This is a genomic window from Pseudomonas entomophila, assembly GCF_029478665.1.
Lineage (GTDB): Bacteria > Pseudomonadota > Gammaproteobacteria > Pseudomonadales > Pseudomonadaceae > Aquipseudomonas > Aquipseudomonas entomophila_F.
Genome location: NZ_JARPQB010000016.1, coordinates 18,362 through 42,192, shown reverse-complemented (window position 1 = coordinate 42,192; position 23,831 = coordinate 18,362). Strand labels below are relative to the sequence as shown.

The 23,831-nt window shown below is 63.7% G+C and carries 20 protein-coding genes; 12 read left to right on the top strand and 8 right to left on the bottom strand.

The features are described from left to right. From P5705_RS10890 to P5705_RS10880, 3 genes are read left to right on the top strand one after another with little or no spacing between them, the layout of a single operon-like run. Entirely contained in the window at positions 1–738 is a 738-nt protein-coding gene (locus P5705_RS10890; RefSeq protein ID WP_277460854.1) for a hypothetical protein, read from the top strand. A 1-nt stretch (position 739) separates the two neighbouring features. After that, entirely contained in the window at positions 740–1,354 is a 615-nt protein-coding gene (locus P5705_RS10885; RefSeq protein ID WP_248919793.1) for a hypothetical protein, read from the top strand. Next, positions 1,354–2,475, top strand: coding sequence for a cupin domain-containing protein (locus tag P5705_RS10880; RefSeq protein WP_277460853.1), 1,122 nt, complete (start codon positions 1,354–1,356; stop codon positions 2,473–2,475). Before P5705_RS10885 ends, P5705_RS10880 begins: the two co-directional genes overlap by 1 nt. Positions 2,476–2,540: 65 nt before the next feature. Here the strand turns inward: P5705_RS10880 and P5705_RS10875 are convergent, their stop codons facing one another. Next, positions 2,541–3,587: a class I SAM-dependent methyltransferase gene (locus P5705_RS10875; RefSeq protein ID WP_277460852.1), complete on the bottom strand. Its 1,047-nt coding sequence runs from the start codon at positions 3,585–3,587 to the stop codon at positions 2,541–2,543. Positions 3,588–3,780: 193 nt separating this feature from the next. On the opposite strand from P5705_RS10875, the gene P5705_RS10870 reads away from it, so the two are divergent. After that, complete coding sequence (locus P5705_RS10870; protein WP_277460851.1) at positions 3,781–4,269, top strand: signal peptidase II; 489 nt, start codon at positions 3,781–3,783, stop codon at positions 4,267–4,269. A 67-nt stretch (positions 4,270–4,336) separates the two neighbouring features. On the opposite strand, the gene P5705_RS10865 is transcribed toward P5705_RS10870, so the two are convergent. After that, a complete protein-coding gene (locus P5705_RS10865) occupies positions 4,337–5,185 on the bottom strand; it encodes a type 1 glutamine amidotransferase domain-containing protein (protein ID WP_277460850.1) in 849 nt (282 codons plus the stop codon). Positions 5,186–5,198: 13 nt separating this feature from the next. Next, on the bottom strand, positions 5,199–5,504 hold the full coding sequence (locus P5705_RS10860) for a putative quinol monooxygenase (RefSeq protein WP_277460849.1): 306 nt from the start codon (positions 5,502–5,504) through the stop codon (positions 5,199–5,201). A 90-nt stretch (positions 5,505–5,594) separates the two neighbouring features. Between P5705_RS10860 and P5705_RS10855 the strand changes: the two genes are divergently transcribed. After that, the gene (locus P5705_RS10855) at positions 5,595–6,509 is read left to right on the top strand and encodes a LysR family transcriptional regulator (RefSeq protein ID WP_277460848.1); all 915 of its coding nucleotides are present in this window, start codon (positions 5,595–5,597) and stop codon (positions 6,507–6,509) included. A 65-nt stretch (positions 6,510–6,574) separates the two neighbouring features. Here P5705_RS10855 and mqo read toward each other — a convergent pair whose 3' ends face one another. Continuing rightward, positions 6,575–8,143, bottom strand: coding sequence for a malate dehydrogenase (quinone) (mqo, locus tag P5705_RS10850; protein ID WP_277460846.1), 1,569 nt, complete (start codon positions 8,141–8,143; stop codon positions 6,575–6,577). 173 nt (positions 8,144–8,316) lie between these two features. Between mqo and P5705_RS10845 the strand changes: the two genes are divergently transcribed. Next, entirely contained in the window at positions 8,317–9,537 is a 1,221-nt protein-coding gene (locus tag P5705_RS10845; protein WP_277460845.1) for a putative DNA modification/repair radical SAM protein, read from the top strand. Beyond that, the gene (locus P5705_RS10840; RefSeq protein ID WP_277460844.1) at positions 9,534–10,379 is read left to right on the top strand and encodes a TIGR03915 family putative DNA repair protein; all 846 of its coding nucleotides are present in this window, start codon (positions 9,534–9,536) and stop codon (positions 10,377–10,379) included. The genes P5705_RS10845 and P5705_RS10840 overlap by 4 nt, the downstream gene beginning before the upstream one ends. A gap of 100 nt (positions 10,380–10,479) precedes the next feature. On the opposite strand, the gene P5705_RS10835 is transcribed toward P5705_RS10840, so the two are convergent. Beyond that, a complete protein-coding gene (locus tag P5705_RS10835) occupies positions 10,480–10,959 on the bottom strand; it encodes a VOC family protein (RefSeq protein WP_277460843.1) in 480 nt (159 codons plus the stop codon). Positions 10,960–11,032: 73 nt separating this feature from the next. Next, positions 11,033–11,866, bottom strand: coding sequence for an AraC family transcriptional regulator (locus P5705_RS10830; protein WP_277460842.1), 834 nt, complete (start codon positions 11,864–11,866; stop codon positions 11,033–11,035). A gap of 420 nt (positions 11,867–12,286) precedes the next feature. On the opposite strand from P5705_RS10830, the gene P5705_RS10825 reads away from it, so the two are divergent. Both P5705_RS10825 and P5705_RS10820 read left to right on the top strand, forming a co-directional pair. Continuing rightward, on the top strand, positions 12,287–12,778 hold the full coding sequence (locus P5705_RS10825; RefSeq protein WP_277460841.1) for a GNAT family N-acetyltransferase: 492 nt from the start codon (positions 12,287–12,289) through the stop codon (positions 12,776–12,778). 121 nt (positions 12,779–12,899) lie between these two features. After that, positions 12,900–13,715, top strand: a complete 816-nt coding sequence (locus P5705_RS10820) for a protein phosphatase 2C domain-containing protein (RefSeq protein WP_277460840.1) — start codon at positions 12,900–12,902, stop codon at positions 13,713–13,715. 349 nt (positions 13,716–14,064) lie between these two features. On the opposite strand, the gene P5705_RS10815 is transcribed toward P5705_RS10820, so the two are convergent. Beyond that, on the bottom strand, positions 14,065–16,191 hold the full coding sequence (locus P5705_RS10815) for a hypothetical protein (RefSeq protein ID WP_277460839.1): 2,127 nt from the start codon (positions 16,189–16,191) through the stop codon (positions 14,065–14,067). A 700-nt stretch (positions 16,192–16,891) separates the two neighbouring features. Between P5705_RS10815 and P5705_RS10810 the strand changes: the two genes are divergently transcribed. Further along, complete coding sequence (locus P5705_RS10810; protein ID WP_277460838.1) at positions 16,892–17,464, top strand: ComF family protein; 573 nt, start codon at positions 16,892–16,894, stop codon at positions 17,462–17,464. Then, positions 17,464–18,129, top strand: coding sequence for a PspA/IM30 family protein (locus P5705_RS10805; protein ID WP_277460837.1), 666 nt, complete (start codon positions 17,464–17,466; stop codon positions 18,127–18,129). The genes P5705_RS10810 and P5705_RS10805 overlap by 1 nt, the downstream gene beginning before the upstream one ends. 52 nt (positions 18,130–18,181) lie before the next feature. Here P5705_RS10805 and P5705_RS10800 read toward each other — a convergent pair whose 3' ends face one another. Beyond that, positions 18,182–22,060, bottom strand: coding sequence for an amino acid adenylation domain-containing protein (locus tag P5705_RS10800; protein ID WP_277460836.1), 3,879 nt, complete (start codon positions 22,058–22,060; stop codon positions 18,182–18,184). 651 nt (positions 22,061–22,711) lie between these two features. Here P5705_RS10800 and P5705_RS10795 point away from each other — a divergent pair. Continuing rightward, the gene (locus P5705_RS10795; protein ID WP_277460835.1) at positions 22,712–23,764 is read left to right on the top strand and encodes a cytochrome D1 domain-containing protein; all 1,053 of its coding nucleotides are present in this window, start codon (positions 22,712–22,714) and stop codon (positions 23,762–23,764) included. Positions 23,765–23,831 lie beyond the last annotated feature (67 nt).

Here is a 23,831-nt window from a genome sequence, read left to right as displayed (position 1 = left end):
ATGACTTCAAAGTTGTTTGGCGGACTGCTGGTCTTCAGCCTGTCCGGGCTGACGCTCGCCTCGCAATCGGCTCCCGACGCCCTGCAGGTCAGCTATCTGAAGCAATCCACGCCCAGCCAGTTCGCCGAGTCGCCCTATGGCGCGCGCATCTCGGTGAAGCAAGGGCCTGACACCTTGCTCGAGCAGAACACCCGCCTGCTCCCCGGATGCGAACAGCTTCCGGCCAACCACACCCTGACACTGGCTGGCGAAGCGGTCAGCGTGCTTTGCGGCAGCTACAGCGGCCGCCATGAAACCTTGCGCGCGTTCGCCATCGTCAACGGCGAACTGGCCAGCGCCAGCCTTGGCTTCGGCGAAGCCAGCGCACAGTTGCAAGACCACGACGGCGTGCCCTACGCCCTGGTCGCCAACATCCCGCTGGCCGACCCCCGCCACGGCGTGGTGTTCCAGGCCTACAAGCTGGAGCGCAACCCCACCACCCTGGCTTTCGTGGCGGTCGACGACGACGCTGCGCGCCAGCTCTATCGGGCACGCCTGGCCCGTTATCTGGGCCAGGAGCTGCAAAGCGAACCCGAGCTGGCAGAAGCACTGCAACTGATTGACAAGTCGCGCTACAGCGAGGCCGACGCCTGCCTGAGCTACCAGCGCCTGGCCGAACGTTCGGCCCATGCCCCCGTGAACGAACAGACCGCGGCAATCACCCAGAAACTGACCGACACCTGCAAGGACGCACACTGACATGGCCGACCTCAACGCTATTCAACTGCAGAACGCCGAAGCCATCGCCAACTACGGTTACCAGCATGGCTTCAAGGAGTCGCAGATCGAGTTCGCCGTCAAGGCGGCATTCATCGAGTCCACGCTGGGCCTGAAGACGCAAAACGCCAACTCCTCGGCGGCTGGTCTGTTTGGCTACCTGTCCGGCACCTGGGCCGAGAACCACGCCAACCTGGGCAACCGCATGTCCAACGACAGCCAGATCCACGCGTTCTACGACGACATCGCCAAGTACACCGCACGCTTCAACGATCCCTCGGTCAATGCCCCGATCAAGGCCGCTGGCCTCACCCTGGACCAGTACATCTACATCAAGCACCACGACGGGCAAAACTACACCGATTTCAAGAATGCCCCTGGCCTTGGGATTTTCAAAAGCTTCAATTTCCATCCGGACCTGTCCGAATATACGCAGCCCGAAGGCTACGGCGCCCCGGTGGGCGGTCATGTCTTCACCTTGTACGACCCGATCTACGCCTCTTCCCACGCGTACTGGTTCACCAACTCCAGCTACCAGCCGGAAGGCCATGTCACCATCGGCGAGCTGGGGTTCATCAACGGGCAGGATCAGGACTGATGACCGTGCACATCGATGCGCAGTACTTCCGTGAACAGCTCATGGGCAAGGCGCCCGCGCACCTGCGCGGTGTCACCCAACCCATCCTGTCGAGCTGGGACGATGTGGATGAACTGCTCTATGCCTGCGAAATCAACGCCGGCTACGTCAAGCTGATCGGGGAGCGTCCGCTCGGCGAAGCGGAGTTCGCCGAACGCATCCCCTACTACGGCCAGACCAAGACCTGCCTGAATCGCGAGCGGCTGTACAACGAGTTGGCCAACGGTGCGACGCTGGTACTCAATCGCCTGGAAATGCGCTCGCTGCGCATCAAGCGCCTGTGCAACGCGATCGCCCACCTGAGCCTGGGGCAGGTCGTTGCCAATGGTTACCTGGCCATGACCGGCGACAGTGCGTTCGGCAACCATTGGGATGCACACGACGTTTTCGCCACCCAGCTGATCGGCCGCAAACGCTGGAAGATCTACAAGCCGACCTTCGCCAACCCGATCGCCGGCCAGCTCAGCCGCGACCGACGCGAGGAGTGCCCGACCGAAGCGGTGCTGGATGTCATCACCGAGCCAGGCGACATCCTCTACATCCCGCGCGGCTGGTGGCACTGCGCCTATCCCTCGGAAGGCGAGTGCTTTCACCTGGCAATCGGCGTGCACAAGCCCTATGTACTCGACTACCTCGGCTGGCTCAGTGCAAGCGTGCTGAACCAGCACGAAGCCTGTCGCGACAGCCTCAGCCTCGGCCAGGCCTTGCCACTGGACGCGTCGATGGCACAGGAAATGGCACGCCTGGCCCAGGACGAAAGTACCCTGAATGCCTTCGAACGCATGGTGTTCTTCAAGGAGCGCATGGACGGTGGGCTCAACCTCGGAGCCTGGTTCGCCCGCGACCTGCAGGCGCTCGAAGCCAGGCAGGTGCGCCTGGCCACGCCCTACAGCGATCTGGTGCAACGTGACAACCTGGCCCTGAACGGCCTGCGCCTGCAAGACAACCTGCTGACCCGGCAATTGATCGATGGCCCTTGCGCCCTCGCCGATCTGCGCGTCCGTCTCACGCAGCTCGACGACGACACATTCCTGCAGACCATCAAGGAGCTGATGGCCAAGGGGGTGGTTCACCTGTATTGACGCGACGCAACCATGGGCGCTCGGTGGCGCCCATGGTTCATCATGCGAAGCGGTTCGCGCCCGAACTATTTACGCGCTTCGAGGATGAGGTTGAATGGCGTCTGCGTCGCCCGCCGGAACCGCGTGAACCCCGCCTCCTCGAACACCGCCCGCAACCGTGCCTCACCGGCCTGCGCGCCCAACCCCAAGCCCACCTCCTGCGACAACGAGTTCGGTGTGCAGATGAACGTCGATGCCGCGTAGAACAGCCGCCCGACCGGATTGATGTTGGCGTCCAGCGTATCCTCGGCAAACGGCTCGACCAACATCACCGTGCCATCCTCTTTCAACGCATCATAGGCGTGCCGCGCCGCGCCGACCGGATCGCCCATGTCGTGCAGGCAGTCGAAGAAGCACACCAGGTCGAGATCATGCCCGGGATAATCCTTGGCCGAAGCCTGGACAAAGCTCACCCGGTCGCCCAGGCCGGCTTCCCGGGCACGCTCGGTGGCGGTGCTCACCGAGGGAGCATGGTAGTCATAGCCTATGAAATGCGAGGCCGGAAATGCCTGGGCCAGGACAATGGTCGAGGCACCATGGCCACAACCGACATCGGCCACCTGCGCCCCGGCCTGCAGCTTGGCCACCACGCCGTCCAGCGCCGGCAGCCAGTCCGCCACCAGGAACGTCCGGTAGCCGGGACGGAAGAAGCGTTCCGTGCCGCTGAACATGCACGGGTGATGATCGCCCCAGGCCAGCCCGCCATCGCCGCGCATGGCCGCCACCAGCTTGTCCTTGTCATGAAACAGTGCGGCCAGCACCGCCGCGCCACCGGCCATGTAGGCCGGCGAGTCCTCGAGCGCCAGGGCCAGGGCCTGCTCCTCCGGGAGGGTGAAGCTGCCATTGCGATGCTCCACATAACCCGCCGCGGCCTGGCCGTTGAGCCATTCACGCACCAGGCGGGGCTGGCAGCCGGTGCGCTCGGCCAGCACTTCGGGCGTGACTGGCAGGCTGTCGGCCATGGCCCGGTACAGCCCGAGTTCGTCACCGAGCACGACATTGGCCAAGGTCGCCGCGGCGCCCATGTCGCCCACCAACCTGCCCATGAATTCCTGAAGCCTTGCCTCGTCCATGACCTGACCTCCTCTAGCGGAAGGCCACCGTCGGCGATGTCCGGCCCGGGGGCGGTGGTCGAAAGGTTGAACAGCCCGCGTGTCATGCGGGTCCAGGCTTTAAGTCTAGACCCGCCTGCGCTATCTTCGCCGCGCTGTCGGCATACCCGCCAATACCGGACGGCCGCGCCCGCGCAACTAGGAAATCGCCACCATGTTCACCAGCCGTACCTTCGTCCTTGTCCTGGGCCTTGCCTTCGTCATCATCGACCAATGGGTGAAGCTGATCGCCCTGGTCGCCCTGAACAACCACAGCTATGTCATCGGCAACCAGAACGTCTGGCTGGACCTGGCCCTGAGCCTCAACCCCGGCGCCTTCCTCAGCCTCGGCGCAAACCTGCCGGCCGGCTTGAAGCTACTGGTCTTCGTGGTGGTAGTGGGCGTGGTGTGCTGCTGGGCCAGCATCTGGGCCTTCAGGCAGTGGCAGACGGCGCCGGTCAAGGCCAGCGCTGCCTGGTTCATCGCCGTGGGTGGCTTGGCCAACCTGATCGACCGGGTGTTTCGCGACGGTCATGTGGTCGACTATCTGGTACTCAATGTCGGCTCGCTGCACACCGGCGTCTTCAACCTGGCCGATATCGCCATCATGGCCGGTGCGGCGGTGCTGGTAGTCGATGGCCTGACGAAGCCGGCCAAACGCTGAAGGCGCTTACACGCATCACGGCAAAAGCCCTGGCCAACGGACCAGGGCTTTGGCTTTCCTCGGTGTTTCAGCCCCCTTTCTTCACCGCATCTTCCAGCTTCTCCAGCAAAGCGGCGGCCAGCGCCTTGTCGGAGAACGGGTTCTGCCCGGTGATCAGCTCGCGATCGACCACCACATGGGGCTTCCAGGCCTCGGCATAGCCCATGCTGCCACCTGCGCCGGCCATGGCCTTGGCTGGGTAGAACTGCAGGTGCTCACCGTTCAGTGAACCTTCGAATACCTGCTCCTCCGGGTCGGAGAAGATGGTCATGCGGTAGCCCTGGTAGCTCCAGTCGCTGGCCGCCGGGGCCTCGCCACGGGCCAGCGCGGCGCGGAAGGCGACCGGGTCCTGTTGCGCCGACAGCAGCGTGATGGGGCCATGGCAGATGGCCGCGGTGGGTTTGCCTGCCTGGTGGAAGTGGCGCAGCAGCGCACCGACTTCGGGGTTGTTGGCCAGGTCGATCAGCGGCGCATGCCCGCCTGGGATGAAGATGCCGGCGTAACGGTCCAGGTCACCCGCCAGCACCTCCGACAACGACAATGTGTCATGGATGCCCGGCAGGTTTTCGACGACGTGGCGGATGCGCAGCATTTCCGCCTGGTCGCCACCGAAATACATCGGGTCGACCGAGCGCTCGTCGACGCTCGGCGCATTGCCCTTGGGCGTTACCAGCACCAACGTATAGCCGGCCTTGAGCAACTGGTCGGCGGGCACGCCGAATTCGTTGAGGTAGTAACCGGTCGGGTAGTGCTTGCCATCCTTGAGCGCCAGCTGGTTTTCGCTGGACAGCAGCACCAGCACCTCGCCCTTGGGTGCGGCGACGGCACCGCCTGCCATGAGCGCGCCGGCCAGGGCAACGGATGCGAACTTGGACATGATGATCTCCTGGTCAGTTGAATGGGCTGATATCGAGCGCACGGGCCAGTTGCACCCGCGTCGGTGCGGCCAGCCAGTCGGCGGTGGCGGCGCGATAAGCCTGGTAATGGGGGCTGGTGCGGTGGGCTTCGACAGCAGCCTCGTCGGCATACAGCTCGAACAGCTCGAATGCCGCTGCCTCGCCTTCGTGGGCGAACAGGTCATAGCGCAGGTTGCCGGGTTCGGCGCGGCTGCGCTCGACCATCAGGCGCAAGGCCGCTTCAGTGGCGCCACGGTGTTCAGGGCGGGGGTGAATAGTGGCGAAGATTGCGATGGGCATTGGCGCCTCCGGATGGATGTGAATGGGCACATCCTAGCCATCGCGCTAAGATTCGATAATTCGAAAGCTTTTATTCCTGCAATCCAATTTATGAATATCGCCAACAAAGATCTCAACCTGCTGCACCTGTTCCAGGTGCTCTACGAAGAGCGCAGCGCCTCCCGTGCCGCCGAGCGCCTGGCCCTCAGCCAGCCGGCCCTCAGCCACAAGCTCAACAAACTGCGCCACCAGTTCGGCGACCCGCTGTTCGTGCGTGCTCCACGCGGCCTCACGCCGACGCCACGCGCCCACGAACTGGCGCCCCAGGTGCAGGTGCTGACCGAGCAGTTGAGGGATTTCTTCGAGCGTTGCGACGGCGAGGACTTCCTGGCCCGCCCTGCCCGCCTTCATCTGTTCAGCACCGACTACCTTGAGCAGACGCTGCTGCCTGGGCTGCTGCCGGTCCTGCGCAGCCAGGCACCGAACCTCACACTGGTCACCCACAACACCCGTGGCGAACTGCCGCGTGACGCACTGGAGAAAGGCACCTGCGACCTGGCCATCGCCGGCTTCTACACCGACTTGCCGGACACCTTCCACCAGCAGCATCTGCTCAGCGAGGACTTCGTCGTGCTGGCATCGGCCGGCAACCCGCATCTGGCCGCAGGCATGACCCTCGAAGCCTTCCTGACCTGCGAGCACCTGATCACCACCCTGACCGGCGACCTGGATGGCCGCGTCGATTGCGCGTTGCGTCAGCTGGGCCGGGAACGCAGGATCATCGCCGGCCTGTCCAGCTTCGTCGCCCCCACGCGGCTGGTGCGTGGCACCGACCTGTTGCTGACCTGCCTGAGGTCATTGGCCGAAGAGGCGGTCGAGCGAGATCCGGACCTGCGCATCCATCCGTTGCCGCTCGATCTGCCACGGGTTCAAGTGATGCAGATCTGGCATGCGCGCACCCATGCCGATCCGTTGCGGCGCTGGTTCCGTAAACAGCTCCATGAGGTGGCGCAGTCTTACCTGTAGGAGCCAGCCTTGCTGGCGAAAGAGCTTCGCCAGCAAGGCTGGCTCCTACGGGGATTGCACTTGCCTCAAGGGGCTTCGGCGGGCGCCAGTTGCAGCACCTCGCTGGTGTAGCTCCATTCCTCCTGCACCTTGTCCGGATGCTCGTTCAGGCGGATCCCGTACGACGGAATGATCTGCTTGATCTTGGCCTGCCACTGCGCCGTGGCGACCTTGTCCTTGAACACCTTGTTCAGCAGGTCGAGCATGATCGGCGGCGCGGTGGAGGCGCCTGGCGAGGCCCCCAGCAGCCCGGCGATGCTGCCATCCTTCGAGGTCACGATCTCGGTCCCCAGCTTCAGCACCCCACCCAGGTTCTCATCCTGCTTGATGATCTGCACCCGCTGCCCCGCCTGCCACAAGCGCCAGTCCTCCTTCTTCGCTTCGGGGAAGTAGGTCTGCAGCGCGGCGAAACGATCATCGTCCGACTGCATCAACTGGCCGATCAAGTACTGCACCAGGTCGAACTCGCGCACCCCGACCCGCACCATCGGCCAGGTGTTGTGCAACGACATGCTGGCCACCAGGTCCAGCAACGAGCCCTGTTTGAGGAACTTGGTGGAGAACGTGGCGAACGGCCCGAACAGGATCATGCGCTTGCCATCGAGCACCCGGGTGTCCAGGTGCGGCACCGACATCGGCGGCGCGCCGGTGGCGGCGATACCATAGGCCTTGGCCATGTGCCGCTGGGCGATGGCCGGGTTGTCGGTGACCAGGAACGAACCGCCCACCGGGAAGCCCGCGTAATCCTTGGCTTCATCGATACCGGACTTCTGCAGCAGCGGCAGCGCGGCGCCGCCGGCACCGATGAACAGGAACTTGGCGTCGGTGGCCGCGGTGCTGCCGTCCTTGAGGTTCTTGTACGCGACGTGCCAGCTGCCATCGTCGTTACGGCTGATACCCTCGACTTCGGTGGACAGCTTGAGGTCGAAGTTCGGCCGGGTCTGCAGGTAACCCACGTACTGCCGGGTGATCTCGCCGAAGTTGACGTCGGTGCCGATGGGCGTCCAGGTCACCGCGAGCTTCTGGTTGGGGTCACGCCCCTCCATCATCAACGGTACCCACTTGGCGATCTGCGCGTGATCCTCGGAGTACTGCATGGGCTTGAACAGCGGGCTGGCCTGCAAGGCTTCGTAACGCTTCCTGAGGAAACGGATATTGTCGTCACCCCAGACGAAGCTCATGTGCGGCGTGGTGTTGATGAACGAACGCGGATTCTTCAGCACGCCCTGCTTCACCTGCCAGGCCAGGAACTGGCGGGTGACCTGGAACGACTCGTTGATCTCCACCGCCTTGCTGATGTCGATCTTGCCGTCCTTCTCCGGCGTGTAGTTGAGCTCGGCCAGCGCGGAGTGGCCGGTGCCGGCATTGTTCCAACCGTTGGAACTCTCCTCGGCGACCTTGTCCAGGCGCTCGACCATCTCCATCGTCCAGCCAGGCTCCAGCTCGTTGAGCCAGACCGCCAGTGTCGAACTCATGATGCCGCCGCCCACCAGCAGGACGTCGACCCGCTTGGTATCGGCGGCCTGGGCGCTGCCCAGGCCCACAGCCAGGACCAGTCCGAGCAAGGCCCATTTGGTTCTTTTCACAATGTTCATGTGCGCTCCCGTGTTCGCCTTTGCCTGCACCGGCAACCCACAGGCACAGGGCCTGCGGCGTTGAGCCTGGGTCAAGCTTAGTCGACTGATTTGCTCAGGCATGATCGTGCTGGCACTTGCAATCAGCCATTTCCCGAAATACTGTATGAATAATCAGTATTTCGAGAATCCCCATGCAACTGATCGCCAAGCTCGGCATCCTCGCCGACGCCGCCAAGTACGATGCCTCCTGCGCCAGCAGTGGCGCGCCCAAGCGCAGCTCGCGTGGCCGTGACGGGCTTGGCGCCACCGACGGCATGGGGATCTGCCACAGTTTCACCCCGGATGGCCGCTGCGTATCCCTGCTCAAGGTGTTGCTCACCAACTTCTGCCTCTACGATTGCCAGTACTGCGTCAACCGCCGTTCCAGCAACGTGCCACGGGCGCGCTTCACCCCCGAGGAAGTGGTGCGCCTGACCCTCGACTTCTACCGGCGCAACTGCATCAGTGGCCTGTTCCTGAGCTCCGGCATCATCCGCTCGGCCGACTACACCATGGAGCAGCTGATCAGGGTCGCGCGCCTGCTACGCGAGGAACACGGCTTTCGCGGCTACATCCACCTCAAGACCATTCCCGACGCCGACCCGCTGCTGATCGAGGAAGCCGGGCGCCTGGCCGACCGCCTGAGCGTCAACATCGAATTGCCCACCGACGCCAGCCTCAAGCGCCTGGCCCCGGAGAAACAGGCCAGCACCATCCGCCAGGCCATGGGGGTGATTCACCAGGGGCAACAGGCAGTGGCCGGCGAGCCCCGGGCGCCCCGCTTCACCCCCGCCGGGCAGAGCACCCAGGTGATCGTCGGTGCCGACGCCACCGACGACAGCACCCTGCTGCGCAATGCCGAGTCGCTGTACCAGGGGTACGGGCTCAAGCGTGTCTACTACTCGGCCTTCAGCCCCATCCCCGACAGCCCCGGCAGCGTCCCCCTGGCCGCCCCGCCGCTGCTGCGCGAGCACCGCTTGTACCAGGCTGACTTTCTTTTGCGCGGCTATGGCTACAAGGCCGGTGAGCTACTCGGCGAGGCCGGTAACCTGGCGCTGGATATCGACCCCAAGCTGGCCTGGGCGCTGGCCAATCGCGACATGTTCCCACTCGACGTGAACCGCGCCGAACCGGCGCTGCTGGCGCGTATCCCCGGCATCGGCCTGCGCAGCGTGCAGCGGTTGGTGGCCCTGCGCCGTGAACGGCGGGTGCGCTACGACGACCTGATCCAGCTGCGCTGCGTGCTGGAAAAAGCCCGCCCGTTCATCGTCACCAGCGATTACCGCCCGGCCCAGGCCGAACTGCGCAGCGGCCTGCTGCGCGCCCGCCTGCGCGAGCCCCAGGCGCCGGTGCAGATGGGCTTGTGGGGATGATCGCGCTCGACTGCGATGATGACTTCGCCACCTGGCGCGACCAGGCCCGGCGGCTGCTCGGCCATGGCATCGACCCGGCCGAGGTCACCTGGGGTCAAGGCCCGATGGATGATCTGCTCGCGGTGGCGGCGCCACCGCCCGAAGGCCCTGGCCCGTTTCGCGCCCGCGTGCCGGCGGCTTTGCTGGCCCAGCTGGAGCAGGCCGGGCGCTATCGCGGCGAACAACGCTGGAACCTGCTCTATGAAGTGCTCTGGCGTGTCGCCCATGGCGACCGCACCGCCATGCTCGCCGGTGACCGCCTGGGCAGTGAACTGCAACGGCGTATCAAGCAGGTGGGTCGCGAGGCCCATCACCTGCACGCCTTCGTGCGCTTCGTGCCACTGCCTGGCGCATTGGCCGAACACCTGCAACTGGACCTGGTTGCCTATCACGAACCCGCCCACGACATCCTCGACAGTGCCAGCGGCCATTTCGCCGAGCGCCTGGGGCGCCAGCGCTGGCTGATCGCGACACCGCGCGACGGCATCCGCTTCGACGGAGAAAACCTGGACCACCGCCGCCACTGCCCGGATGAATGGCGCCAGTGGGCGCGCAGCGCGGAGGATCCGGGCGCCGAGCTCTGGCTTACCTACTACCGCCACACCTTCAACCCCGCCCGGCTCAACCCGGACGCCCTGCGCCAGCATTTGCCCGGTCGGTTCTGGCGGAACCTGCCCGAAGGGCCACTGATTCCCGAACTGGTCGGCCAGGCGCGCCAGGGTAAGCAACGCGATGGCCAGGCAATGGAAGTTGGCTTGCAGGCCGGCAAGCGTATCGCCGCCCATCCCATGGGGCCAAAGTGAAGCAGACGCGATGATCACCTCAGGTTCAGCGCCACACCTGTAGGAGCCGGCCTTGCCGGCGAACAGGCCGTCGCAGAGATGCGCCCCTCTCGCCTGGCTCTCAACCTTTGAGCGCCTGCTCGATCGTCGCGATATCGATCTTGCCCATCGTCATCATCGCCTCGAACGCCCGCTTGGCCGCAGCCCGGTCAGCACCAGCCACCGCCTGGGTGAGCACGCGCGGCGAAATCTGCCACGACAGCCCCCACTTGTCCTTGCACCAACCGCAGACGCTGGCCTCACCGCCGTTGTCGATGATGGCGTTCCAGTAACGGTCGGTTTCCTCCTGATCGTCGGTCGCCACCTGGAACGAGAACGCCTCGCTGTGCTTGAACATCGCCCCGCCATTGAGGCCGATGCAGGGGATGCCCATCACGGTGAACTCGACCGTGATCACATCGCCCTGCTTGCCGGACGGGTAGTCGCCGGGTGCCTGGTGCACCGCGGTCACCCTGCTGTCGGGGAAGGTGCGCGCATAGAAGTTCGCCGCCGCTTCGGCGTCGCCGTCGAACCAGAGGCAGATGCTGTTCTTCGGGGTCATGTCGGAGGCTCCTGTGCCCTTGCCATGTCCCGTCGAGTCTAGCCCCCTGCCCCGAGCGAATTGCCTCGTGCGATCAGCGGCCGGCCAGGGGGATCCACAGGTCGACGTAGCCGACGCCGCGCATTGGATCGAAGTCCGGGCTGTACAGCTCGAACTCCGGCGCGTCGGCGGCCTGGTAGCCGGAGGCCGGCAGCCACTGGTTGAACACGGTGAAAACCGTCTGGTGGATCATCGACACGTGGCCCAGGTGGCGGAACACCGCATAATCCCGCGCCGCTAGCCGGAAGAAGCGAAAGTTCGCCGCCAGCTCGGCGGTACGGGCCACCTCGACCCCGGCGATGTACTCGAAACTGCCATCCTCCCCCGGGTTGCAGCACAGCCCGTAGGTGAAATCGCCCACCTGGCCAGGCACCCGGCCCACGTAGGGATCGAAGGCCTGCCACAGCCCCACGATGCCCTCGTTGCGCTCGAAGGTGAAGCGTTCGCCCAGGCCGGCGACGATGAATTCGGGGCGGTGTTCGAAACGGGGTTCAGACAGGGGGACAACGTTCAGTGCTTTCATGCGCAGGGGCTCCACCAGCTTGATCGGATCATGGGCCTGCCCACGCACCTGGCTCGGCGCAACGCCGAACAGGTCGCAGAAGGCCCGCGTGAATGCTTCGTGGGAGCTGTAGCCGGCCGCCAGGGCGACGTCCAGGATGTCCGGGTGGCCTTCGCGCAGAGCCTGGGCCGCCCGGCTCAACCGCCGGGCCCGAACATAACGCATTACAGGCCAGCCGGTGGCGGCGACGAACTGGCGCGCCAGGGCGAACGGCGACAAGCCGAAATGCCTGGCGACACCTGACAGGTCCAGGTCAGTATCCAGGGCCGATTCGATGTACCACAGGATGTGTTCGATGCTGCGCATTCCATTGCTCCTCAGTCAGCACGGCCACCTTAGCAAGTGCCCGTGAGGCCGGTTTGATCGTTCTTGCGCGGGTCAGCCTTGGCCGGCGCAGGCAGCCAGGACCAAACCTCTCAAGGTGTTCGACGTTAGCGTTTCAGATCGAGCGCCCCGGCGCGGCGCTCGATCTCGCAAGCGCGGCAAGGGTTGCGGCGGGCATCTGGCGGCCATGATGCGGTCACGCCCCCTGCGTCCAGAGCCCCTGAAAGGGAGAAGCAGGACAATGCACATGCAGGCCTCGTCGATCGGCGTGGTGTTGGCGCCGATCATCGCCGCGTTCGACGATCGCGGCAAGCGCACTGTATGCCGGATTCAGCGCGCATCTGTATCTGCCGCCCCCGGGCTGCAACCCCTAGCATCGAACACTCCGCCCCGGTAGCCGACATGCACGACCTCCCCGCCCACATCGATTTTCCAGGCCTGACCGTGCGCCGCGTGCGCCCCGAAGACCATGCCATGATCTGCGCCCATCGCGAGGCCATGTTCCTCGAGGCCGGTGGCGTGCCGGAGCGCCTGCGCCTGATGACCGAACACTTCGCCCCCTGGCTGCTGCCACGCCTGGAGGACGGCCGCTACTACGGCTTCGTGCTGCTGGACCAGGATCATCCGGTGGCGGCCATCGGGCTTATGGACATCGAATGGCCGCCGCACCCGAACCACCCTACCCAGGCCCTGCGCGGCTACGTGCTCAATGTCTATGTCGAACCCAGCCACCGTCGCCGTGGCCTGGCCGGCGGGCTGATGCGCCTGGCCGAGGCCGAGTTCGAACAACGTGGCCTGTGCTTTGCCGTGCTGCATGCGACCGAGGCCGGCAGGCCGGTCTATGCGGGGCTCGGCTGGGCGGCCACGGCTGAGATGGCCAAGACCCTCGACTGAGTACCGACCCTGTCGTCCGTCAATGCAGATGACTCTCAGATATGCCCCGAATTTGACGCGCGCCAGCACAAGGTTCAAGGTCGGGGGCCGGCGCGTCCCTGCCAACGACACGGAGATCCCCATGCATTTCGACCTGATCCAGACCCTCAGCCTGGCCGGCAAGCCGGATGTACCCAATGATGATCGTATCGGCTGCGCCGACCGCCATGCCTGGGTGATCGACGGCGCCACCGATCTTGGCGCGCCCGGTTTACTGGGCGAACGGGGCGGCGCGGCCTGGCTGGCGGGTGCGGCGCAGCGTGCCTTCAGCGTGGCCTCGGGCCCATTGCAGGCGCTGTGCGAAACGGTGTTCGAGACCTTGGCCGGCGATTACCAGCAGGATCGCCAACGCGAACCCGTGGCTCACTGGGAGCTGCCACGCGCCGCGTTCGCCGCCGTGGCGCTGGAAGACGACGAACTGGTCTGCGCGCACCTGGCCGACTGCGTGGTTCTGCACCGCAGCGCGCGGGGCGTCGCCTTCCTCACGCCAGAGCCCGATCGCGAGGCGGAACGCGGCGAAGCGGCCGCCCTGGGCCCCGGCACCGGTGCCCACAATGTGCGCACGCCCGCGGTGCTGGCCGACCGCCGCCAGGCCCGCGAACGGCCCCGGGCCGTGCTCGGCGTCGATGCCGAGTTGTCCCGGGCAGGCACCTGCTACAGCCGTGCTCCGGTGGCGCGGGGCGACGACATCGTGCTGATGAGCGATGGCTTCGCCGCGCTGTTCGACACCTACCAGGCCTATACGCCGACTGCGTTCGTCGAGCGCCTGCTGGCCCATGGTCTGGTCGATCTGGCGCGCACGCTGCGGGAGATCGAGCAGGAAGATGCCGGCTGCCTGCGCCATCCGCGCTTCAAGATGAGCGATGACGCCTCGGCGATCTGGTTGCGGGTGGGCTGAGTTCTGTGCAACCACTTAGAGAGGCCAACTTTTTCCGACGAATGCGACCTGAGGATCGACTCCCCCTTCAACAGAACGTCCAGCGCCGCCCCTATCAGGATTGGAGAGAGGTAGAAATTAAAACTTCCAACCTATCAGTATCAATATTTCAGCGTACTTTCAGATCATTAGGCTTGGTAGGAAAAGTGTCTGCGCGACGATCATGCTGCGTTGAAAACAGGCTCGGAATGCTCATTTGCAACCAGCAAAGTCGAGCGCGACTCCGACCGTTCCTCGCCTGTTTTCACCTTGCCTGATCGCCGCGCGACGACGTTTCCTGCAAACCCTAGGCACTCTCGTGTACCCAGTATCATTTTACGGGCTTGCTGATCTTGACCTCCCCATACAGATCCACGTTCTCCTCGTAACTATCCACATTGACCTTCAAACCGAACGTACCGCTGGTTCCTTGGCCACTCAACACCCAATATAAGCCAGCGGTTCCCTCATCTATACGCATCCTATGATCATACGCCGGATTAGCCTTCACCTTGTCTTTACTCAAGCTGTCGGGCACGAACGTCAGCGAAGCGAAAACTGTATTTGCGATGGGGCTCCCTGCTCTCGGCAGTATCCTTACCCAAACCTGGCGATCATCTTGGATCTCAAATTCGGTCACTTCTTGCTCTTTGACCAGCACTTGTATTTCATCACTCAATTTTTCTGACAACACAATCACTGGCAATACCCATGACTCTTCGAACCCTTCCACTTCGAACACCACGGTAAACGAGCCGCTCTTATCCGGAGACTTGATCGCCCAGCTCAACCCGGTTTCAGTCATCGGTCGTGGTTCCCCAAACGCTGGTTCAGCAGTCACATCATCCTTGGTCAGGGATCCCTCGATCAGTACCATATGCGCCTTTAGCGTAGTGGTTCCCAGAGGACTTCCGCTCTTTGGAACCAACGTCAATTGGACAGTAGATCCTCGCTTAAAAACCTCCACCGTCAAGCCCAATCCTTTTCCATCCCGCTCAAGCCTCGTCTCCGATCTGACGCTTCTGTTCATTTTCAGAAACCTCTCCAACTTCAGAGCATGCTGGAAACCGGGCATTACGACCTTCAGGCTGTTTACACTACTTGCATATCCAGTTTGAGGAAGGACTCCCCAGGTAAAACCACTCTCCGTCACCACATCGCTCCAAAAAGGTGGAGTAACCGCGAACGTCGTCGGGAGTGGCCCCTCTATGCTAAGTTGAGCCTTAAGCCCCATACGAGCCAGCGGGCTATCCTGCTTCGGCACAATACGCACCTCCTTCAACACCCCTATATTGAAAATCGGCGGCTGGCCAACCCACTTGTTCTCGATTTCCAACGTTGCTTCTTCAGCCAGATCGCTCGACATCTGCGCCCCTGGCATCGGGAACGAGCCACCCAGCATCAGTGTCGTCGCCTCCAAGACAAAGAAACCGCTGGTATCGCCCCCTGTAATCGCCCACTCGATGCCTCCCTTGGTCATCTCCTGTGGCGCACTGGGCGTGAATGTGATGCCAAGATCCTTCGTGCCCTCAGGCCATTTCAACGTGAACAGATGGCCAAGGAAATCGCTGTCCTCCCGAGGTTTCAGCATCAATGTGTGCGGTTGCGATTGGCTCAGACGAAGGCCTGGACCTTTGAAATCCGTAATTTCTTTTTTATCGAGAAACACCTGCAGCTGATTTGCCCAAGGCGAAGTGAGATAAGCCCGGACACCTTGTGGCACTCGGCTTTCCAGTTGCAGGTCATCCATACCTGTAGCAGTGAACGTGAGCGTCCCATACTCATTGCCGCCCAAATCTTCGGCCACGGGCGTGTACCTCAACTCTGAACGCCCATTCTCATCAGTCGGGATAGTCCACGTCCGCCCGACGCCCAACTCCCAAGTCACGCTTTTCCCCGCTAGCACGCGCTTGTCATCAAAGACACTTGCCACCGTGACGGCCAGGACTATCTCGTCACCCTCCTCGATGATCGGCAAAACGCCACTCCACTGGATATGCTTGAAACCGTAGTGAAAATCACCCACGCTCGCCTTGATCTCATATTTGGGTGCTTGCCAGTAGCTCCCCAAGGCCAGCGTCACGTCACCGGACTGCGTGCCCTCACTAGCATGCTGCGCCTTCAGCTGCCATTCGGCTCCTGTGGCGGACAGTATCTGGTAATGCTTTTCTGCATCGGTATTGCCAAGGAAAAACTCAGGGTTTGCGCTCAAACCGTAATGACTTGGCAGAGTACCGGTGCTCATCCAGTGCAGGCTGGTTTTCTGCTTCACCCAGGTACTGCCGCCCGGCGCCTGGACCTCCAGCGTGTGATCGGCACCGTGGCACAGCTTGAACGGCTGCGTGTCCTGGGGAGGAACTTCTTTGTCTGGTGAATGTATCAACAGACGCAACGACGAAGCGGCCGTACCAGGGGTAGGGAGCGAAACGTCGGTTTGAGCGGATTCGAGCTTGGACATGGCGGTCTCCTGAGCGCATCTGCACGATTACCGAAGACCTTAATGGGCTTTTCTATCAGGTGAAACTGACAGAAATACCAGATTGGCAGCCTGTAGGTAGGCAAACCAGATCCAGTATTGGGCTCGCGCCAAGCGTGGCGGATCGGATTGAGCGTAACTGGGCAGGCGCGCCGAACAGGTGGAGCTCGTGCGCGGCTTTGATCGTCAGCAGGTGGCCGATGTTCGTCGACTGCGTGCCCAACTTTGGTTGCACTTCTGCGCTCGCTTTTAGGGGGTACTTTCCGGGTGTTTGGCGGGAGAGTTGCAGCGCCCATGAGATAGAGCGCCGCCGCGCGGCGCATCGCGGATGAATCCGCTCCTACAGATTGGTTTCGGGCCAGTCATGCCTGGAAGGGTACCGATGGCCGCCTGACTGGCAACCATGGTCTCACAGGTGCGGCACGTTGCAACAAACGTAGGAGCGGCTTCAGCCGCGATGCGCCGCGTGGGCGGCGCTCTATCTCATCGGCGCTGCATTTCTCCCGCCGAACACCCTCCAGGAACCGTCGTTGAATCCAGACAGTCGAAACCCGAAAAAACAAGGAAAAGGACTACAACAAACACGGAAACCATGAAGTCGATCCCGTCCCGAGTCAGACGCAAGATGGCAACTCGGCCCACGAGGGCCCCTCCCATAGTCTGACGTACAAGGAAGCACTCCATGGTCATCCATCCCCTCCCCGCCACCCCCGCCTGGGACTACGGCATCAGCCTGGACAAGCACATCGTCTCCAGCGTCCCCATCGGCCCCAACGAATACGGCCATATGCAGTTCGACACGATCAGGACCGCCCTCGGTGAAGCGGTGTTCCAGCTCAAGTACCGGGACAACTACAAACAGGTGGAATTCCTCGCCCAATCCGTCGCCGGCGCGCTCGCCGGCCACCGCTTCGACGTGGTCCTGCCCATGCCCGCCAGCAAGCAGCGCCCGCGCCAGCCGGTGTATGAAGTGGCCCAACGGGCCGCCGCGCTGCTCGAGGCCGGCTACAGCGAACAGACCCTGGAGAAGCGCTGGAGCACCGGCCTGATGAAGGACCTGGCCGGCTACGAAGAACGGGTCAAGGCACTGGCCGGCTGCTTCACGGTCAACGCCAACCTGCAGCCCGGTTCCGACATCCTGGTGCTGGACGACCTGTTCGACACCGGCGCATCGCTGGAGGCCGCCTGTACCGCCCTGCGCGAATACGCTAGCATCCGCAGCATTTCTGTCGTCGCCCTGACGCGGAGGCACTAATGCCCAGGGTCTTCATCGCCGGCTCCATCACCATCAAGCGCCTCCCCACACAAGTCGAGGCCAGGCTCGACAATATCCGCTCATCCGGGCTGGACGTGCTGGTGGGAGACGCAGGCGGTGTGGACCATGCCGTGCAGCGCTACTTTCATCAAGCCGCCTACCCGGCCGTCACCGTCTACTGCAGTGGCGACACCCCTCGCCATAACGACGGTGGCTGGCCACTGGCGATGATCGCACCGCCGGCCAACGCCAGAGGCCGCGCCTTCCATACCGCCAAGGACCTGGCGATGGCGGCGGACTGCGACTACGGCCTGATGATCTGGGACTGCAAGAGCCCCGGCACGCTCGGCAACGTGCTCGAACTGCTGGGGCGCCAGAAAAAGTCCTTGGTCTACCTCAAGCCACTGGAGCAGTTCCAGACCGTGCAGTCGCCTGCGGATCTGCAATGGCTGGTGGCGCAGATGGACGACCTCGCCAGGCAGGAAGCCGAGCGCAAGATCTCACTGTCGAGGAAGATGGCCCGCCTCGTCTCACCGGACAGCCACGACCTGCAGGCGCAGATCGAGGCCCACCGCGCACAGATCGCCCACCACGAGCAGTGCATCGCGCTGCTTCAGGCGAAGCTGGACGCGGTGCCTTCGACCAGCGATCTGTTCACGGGGTAAAGGCATGCCGCCCGGTTTCACCAGCAACGGTGGAACCGGGCGGCGCTGCGCTTCAGGCTTCGTTCACCGCCACCGCGGCCTGTCGTTCGAGCAGCGCCTCGACGAAGCGCTCACCGAACTGGTCCAGGTACTGGCGTTGCAGCAGGCATTCATGGGGCGCCTCGACATCGACCTGCACCAGGTCGCCGTCGATGTAGGGCAGCCACAAGCCCGGTTGCTGCTCGTCCTGGCGCAGGATATCGGTGGTGGCACGGATGAACAGCAAGTCGCCCTTGTAGCGCGCGTACTGGCAACGCCCCAGCAATTCGAGCATCAGCTTGGAGTCGTCGACCAGCCGGGTCAGGAAGGCATCCCCGAGCTGCTGGCTGCCGAGCACTTCCTCCATGGCGCTCTTGAGCCCCTTGAGCCCGGCCCGTGGCGAACCAACGATGGCACGGGTCATGCGGCTGATGATCATCGCATCGTCCAGCTTCAGCGACGCTGGCCCGCCCTGCAGCGGATAGCTGTCGAACATGCACAGGAAGCTCACTTCATGCCCCTGGGCTTGCAGCATCGCGGCCATCAGCAGCGCCAGGTTGCCGCCCACCGACCAGCCCGCCAGTTGGTAGGGGCCCTGGGGTTGCAGCGCGAGGATGCGTTGCAGGTACTCCCGCGCCAGCTCCTCCAGCGAACCGACCACCCGCTCCGGGTCGAGCAGGATCGGTGACTGCAGGGCGTACAGCGGTTGGTCCTGCGGCAGGTACGCCAGTAGCCCCGCGTACGGCCAGGCAATGCCACCGCCGGGATGGATGCAGAACAGCGGCGGCCGCTGGCCCTCGGTACGCAGCGCCAGCACGGCACTGAACGGGTCGCTGTAACCGTTGTTGCGCTGCAGGCGCTGGGCGAGCTGGCGAGGGGTCGGCGCGGCGAGAAAATCGGCAATCCCCAGAGCGACGCCGAACTGTTCGCGGATCCGGTTGACCAGTTGCAGACCCAGCAGCGAATGCCCGCCCAGGTCGAAGAAGCTCTGGTTGGCGAACACTTCAGGGCAGTCGAGCGCTTCGGCGAACAGCGCGCACATGGCCTGCTCCTCCGGGGTCTCGGCGGCGCTCAGCTCGGAAGCCTCGGCTATGACAGGCTCCGGCAGGCGATCGACCGCGAGCTTGCCGTTGGGCGTCAGCGGGAAGTGATCGACCCGCATGATCACGCTCGGAATCATGTGCTGGGGCAGATGCCGGCCAAGCGCCTGCTTCAGTTGCGGGCTTTCCAGGCGAGTGTCGGTGCTGGCGACATAGGCGACGATGGCCGGCCCCTGCCGAAGCTCTCGCAGCAATACCGTGGCGTCGGTCACGCCATTGCAACCCAGCAGCACGTTCTTGATCTCGTCGAGCTCGATGCGCAGGCCACGCAACTTGACCTGGTTGTCCTGGCGACCGAGGTAGTGGATGCGCCCCTGGTGATCGAAGAACACCCGGTCCCCGGCGCGGTACATGGTGCCCCGCGGATCGAGCAGGTCGCTGACGAACCCCTTGGCGGTGAGGTCCGGACGGTTGCGGTATCCCCGCGCCACGCCCGGGCCACCAATGAACAGGTCACCCCAGCTACCCGGTGGCAGCAGGCGCTGCTGGCTGTCCACCACGTACAGGCGCGTGTTGTCGGTGGCCGGCCCGATCGACAGGTCGCCGCTGCCGTAGTGGGCGTTGATCGAGGTGGCGAACGAGGTCTCGGTCGGCCCGTACACATTGAGCAGGCGGCAATGGGCGAATCGCGCCAGCAACGCCGGCGTGCATGGCTCGCCGCCGAGCATCAGCGTGGTGTCCTGGGGGAAGTCCTCGGTCTGGTGGCAGGCCAGCAGACTGGGCGTCATTACCAGCAGGTCGATGGATGCCTGCCTGACCACCTTGGCCAGCGCCTTGCCCGGCGCGCTGGAGACCTTGTCGGTGATCACCAGCTGCGCACCGGCCAGCAGGGTCATCATGATCTCCAGCACCGACATGTCGAAACCGGCGGCGATGAACTGCAGTACGCGCGCGCCCGGCTGCAAGTGGGCCGCCTCGATGGCCGTGCGGGCGATCGATACCAGGTTGCGGTGGGTGACCTCGACGCCCTTCGGCTTGCCGGTGGAACCGGAGGTGTAGATCAGGTAGGCCGGCAGGCTGGCATCGAACGGCGCCAGCGCCTGTTCGGCCTGCGGCAGTTGCGCCAATGCTTCAGGGGTAAGCCGGAGCAACTTGTTGGCGGCAACCTCGACGGCGAGCTGGCTACCGGGCGCCACGATCACCAGCGCGGGGTCGGCATCGGCGAAGATGTGCTCGATGCGTGCCGGCGGCAAGTCGGGGTCTACCGGTACATAGCAGGCGCCTAGCTTGAACAATGCCACTGCCGCCACTACCCACTCGACGCTGCGCGAGAACATCACCACCACGCAATCGCCGGCCTTCACACCCTGCGCTTGCAGATGAGCGGCCAGACGCGTGGCGTCGGCGTCGAGATCGGCGTAACGCAGTGAACGCCCACCTTCGCTCAGCGCCACGCGCCCGGCATGCTCGCGCACGGCACTGGCGAACGCGTCGGCGAACACCGGCAACGCCCCCTTGGCCACAGGAAGCGAATAGAAGCGCGCATGCTCATCCGCCAGGAACAGGTCATAGTCCACCGCAAGGGTATCCGGCGCCTCGGCAAAGCGCTCGAACAGCGCCACCAGGCGTTGGTAGTGCAGCGCCAGCGCGGCGTCCGGATACAGGTCGGCGTTGGCATTGAAGCCGATCTCCAGGCGCCCGTCCTGATGCCGGTCGAAGATATCGATGCCCAGGTGCTCCGCCGGCCCGTTGGCGTAGTTCTGGATCGTGGTGTCGCAGCCCTCGAAGCCTGGCCCCTGGTCGTAGGCGACGATATTGAGCAGGGTGTTGAATAGCGGCTTGTTGCCCCGCTCGGCGTGCAGGTCGCGGATCATGTTTTCGCTGCGGTAAGTCTGGTGCAGCAGGTGGTGGCGCAACTGGCGCTGGATGTTGGCCGCCACTGTCAGCACCGTGCTCTGGGCGGTGAACGACAAGTGCAACGGCAGGATGTTGGCGACCATCGACGGCAGTTCGCGCAACGCCTTGAGCTGGCGCGCGGCCACCGGCATGCCGACGGCCAGTTCAGTCTGGCCGGTCATGCGGTGCAGGTAGGTGGCGCACAGCGCCAGCAGGATGCTCGACAGCCGCAACGACTGCTCGCCGGCCACATGGCGCAAACGCTGCACGGTCTCGCCTTGGAACACCTGACGCAGGCGGTTGAGCCCGACCAGGGGCGCATCGCCCGGCACCAGTTGGGTAGGCTCGGGCATTTTCAGGCAGTACTGCCGCCAGTAGCCGCGGTCCTTGTCGTGCTGCGGGCTGTCGCGGTAGGCCTGCTCGGCCTCGGCCACGCTGGCCAGGGGCGCATAGCCGTGGGGCGCCAGTGTTTCACCTCGGCTCAAGGCGTTGTAGTGCGCGGTGATGTTGCCAAACAGGATGCCATGGCCGAAACCGTCCACCACCAGGTGCGAGGCCAACTCGACCAGGCGATGGTGGCGCGCGCCCAGGCGAACCACCACGTAGCGGGCCAGCGGTTCGTGCTGCAGGTCCATGTCGTGCCCCAGCAGGTGCTGCAGCAACTCGGCGCAGCCCTGCTCCGGGTCGGCGCGGTCGCTGACATCATGGAACTGGAAGGTCTTGGCCGGCAGCGTGTCGGTGGCGTGGATGCGCTGCACGTATTCACCACTGCGCGGGTCGATCTCGAAATTGGCGCGCAGGGCATCGGCCTGCAGCAACTGGCCATGGATGGCCGCCTCCAACCAGATCAGGTTCAGGTCACCGCGCAAGTCGATGACGTCACACAAGTGATAGTTGACGTTACGTCCGCTCTGGCTGATAGCGAGGCATACTTCCTGCTGGGCGGTGCTGAGCGGGCAGCTGTATATCTGGAACATAAAGAATTTCCTTTTCTTTAGTGGCTTCCGGTTATCGACAGGCAGCCGCGTGCCTGTCCACTTCATGGCTTGACGCCACCAGGACAGCGACAATCTCATTTAACTTTCGAGAAACACGAGATATACGCAGACGGGTGTTGTTCTTATATGACGCCAATCCATAGCGACATCTTGCCACTCTACTAACGAATTAGTTTGTAACAAGTAGCGACGGACTCTAGAGGATGCGAACACTGCTGTCAATTTACCTAAAACCCAGCAAAACCACCGAAATAGAGCGGATAAATAGAGCAACAGCTCCAAACTCATTCAATTGAAACCGCCTCAGGATTCACTGCCACCCATCTGCATAATTTAGAATTAAAAGCCTAACCTCCTCATGCCCACGCCTTGACAAAAAACAACTATGCCCACAACTAAATTTCATAAAGACAATGACCCAATGCATAACACATACATAAATAATTCACCTGCTGCTCACTTGAACAACTGACATTAATTCGCCATCTCACTGCTGCCCAACACCTCGCTCCCCCATGTAACAGCAACGTCAATTTTTCCGCCCCGCGCACATCCACTGAAACTCCCACCTTGCCCGGACGGTCTCATCCAGTGCATGCAATAAGGAATGCACCCTCAAGGAGACTGGACATGCCCTACCCCCGGACACTCACGACCCCCTTCCGCCTGCTGGCCTTGGCCAGCGCACTGCTCGCCTGCTCGCCCTTGGCCAATGCCGACGACATCCTGCTGGTCGGCAACAAAGCCGATGCCAGTGTGTCGGCCCTGGACACCCGCAGCGGCCAGGAGATGGCCCGCCTGCCGGTCGGCAGCGGCCCCCACGAAGTGGTGGTCAGCGGCAACGGCCTGCTGGCGGTGGTCGGCAACTACGGCGCCCAAGGCACGGCCAACAACAGCCTGAGCGTGATCGACTGGCCGACGCGCACGGTCATCCGCACCATCGACCTGGGCCAGGACGCCCGCCCCCACGGTATTCGCTTCCTGCCCGACAGCCAGCGCGTGGTGGTCACCACCGAAGCCAGCGAACGTTTGCTGGTGGTCGACCTGGCCCAGGGCAAGGTGCTCGACCGCATCGACGTCGGTGGCGGCAAGCCGCACATGGTCGCGCTGTCGCCAGGCGCTGACCGCGCCTATGTCACCCATGTCGACAGCGGCACCCTGTCGGTGGTCGACCTGCTGCACAAGAAGAAGATCGCCGAGATCCCGACCGGCTCGGGCAGCGAAGGCGTGGCGGTCACTCCCAGCGGCAGCCAGGTGTGGGTCAGCAACCGTGGCGGCAACGAAGTGGTCATCGTCGATGCCCAGCGCCTGGAGGTCACCGACCGCATCCGCACCGGCCTGTTCCCGATCCGCGTCGCCATGACCCCGGACGGCAAGTATGCGTTGGTCACCTGCGCCAAATCGGCGGAGCTGGCGGTGATCGATGTGGCGGCCAAGAAGGAGATCAAGCGCATCGGCCTGGCCCGCGAGGGTGTCGAGTACCGCCGCACGATGCTCGGTGAAGAGGCGCTACCGATCGGGGCCGTGGTTTCGCCCGATGGCAAGCGGGTCTATGTGGCGATCAGCGGGGGCGACGAAGTCGCGGTGATCAGCACCGCCAACTGGACCGAGAAGGCGCGCTGGAAGGCCGGCCCCGAGCCGGATGCCCTGGCGATCGTGGTGCAGCCGAAGGAAGAGAGCTGAGGTCTAGCGCCGCGCGCGGCGCATCGCGGATGAATCCGCGCCTACAGGCATCCGCGATGCGGCGCGG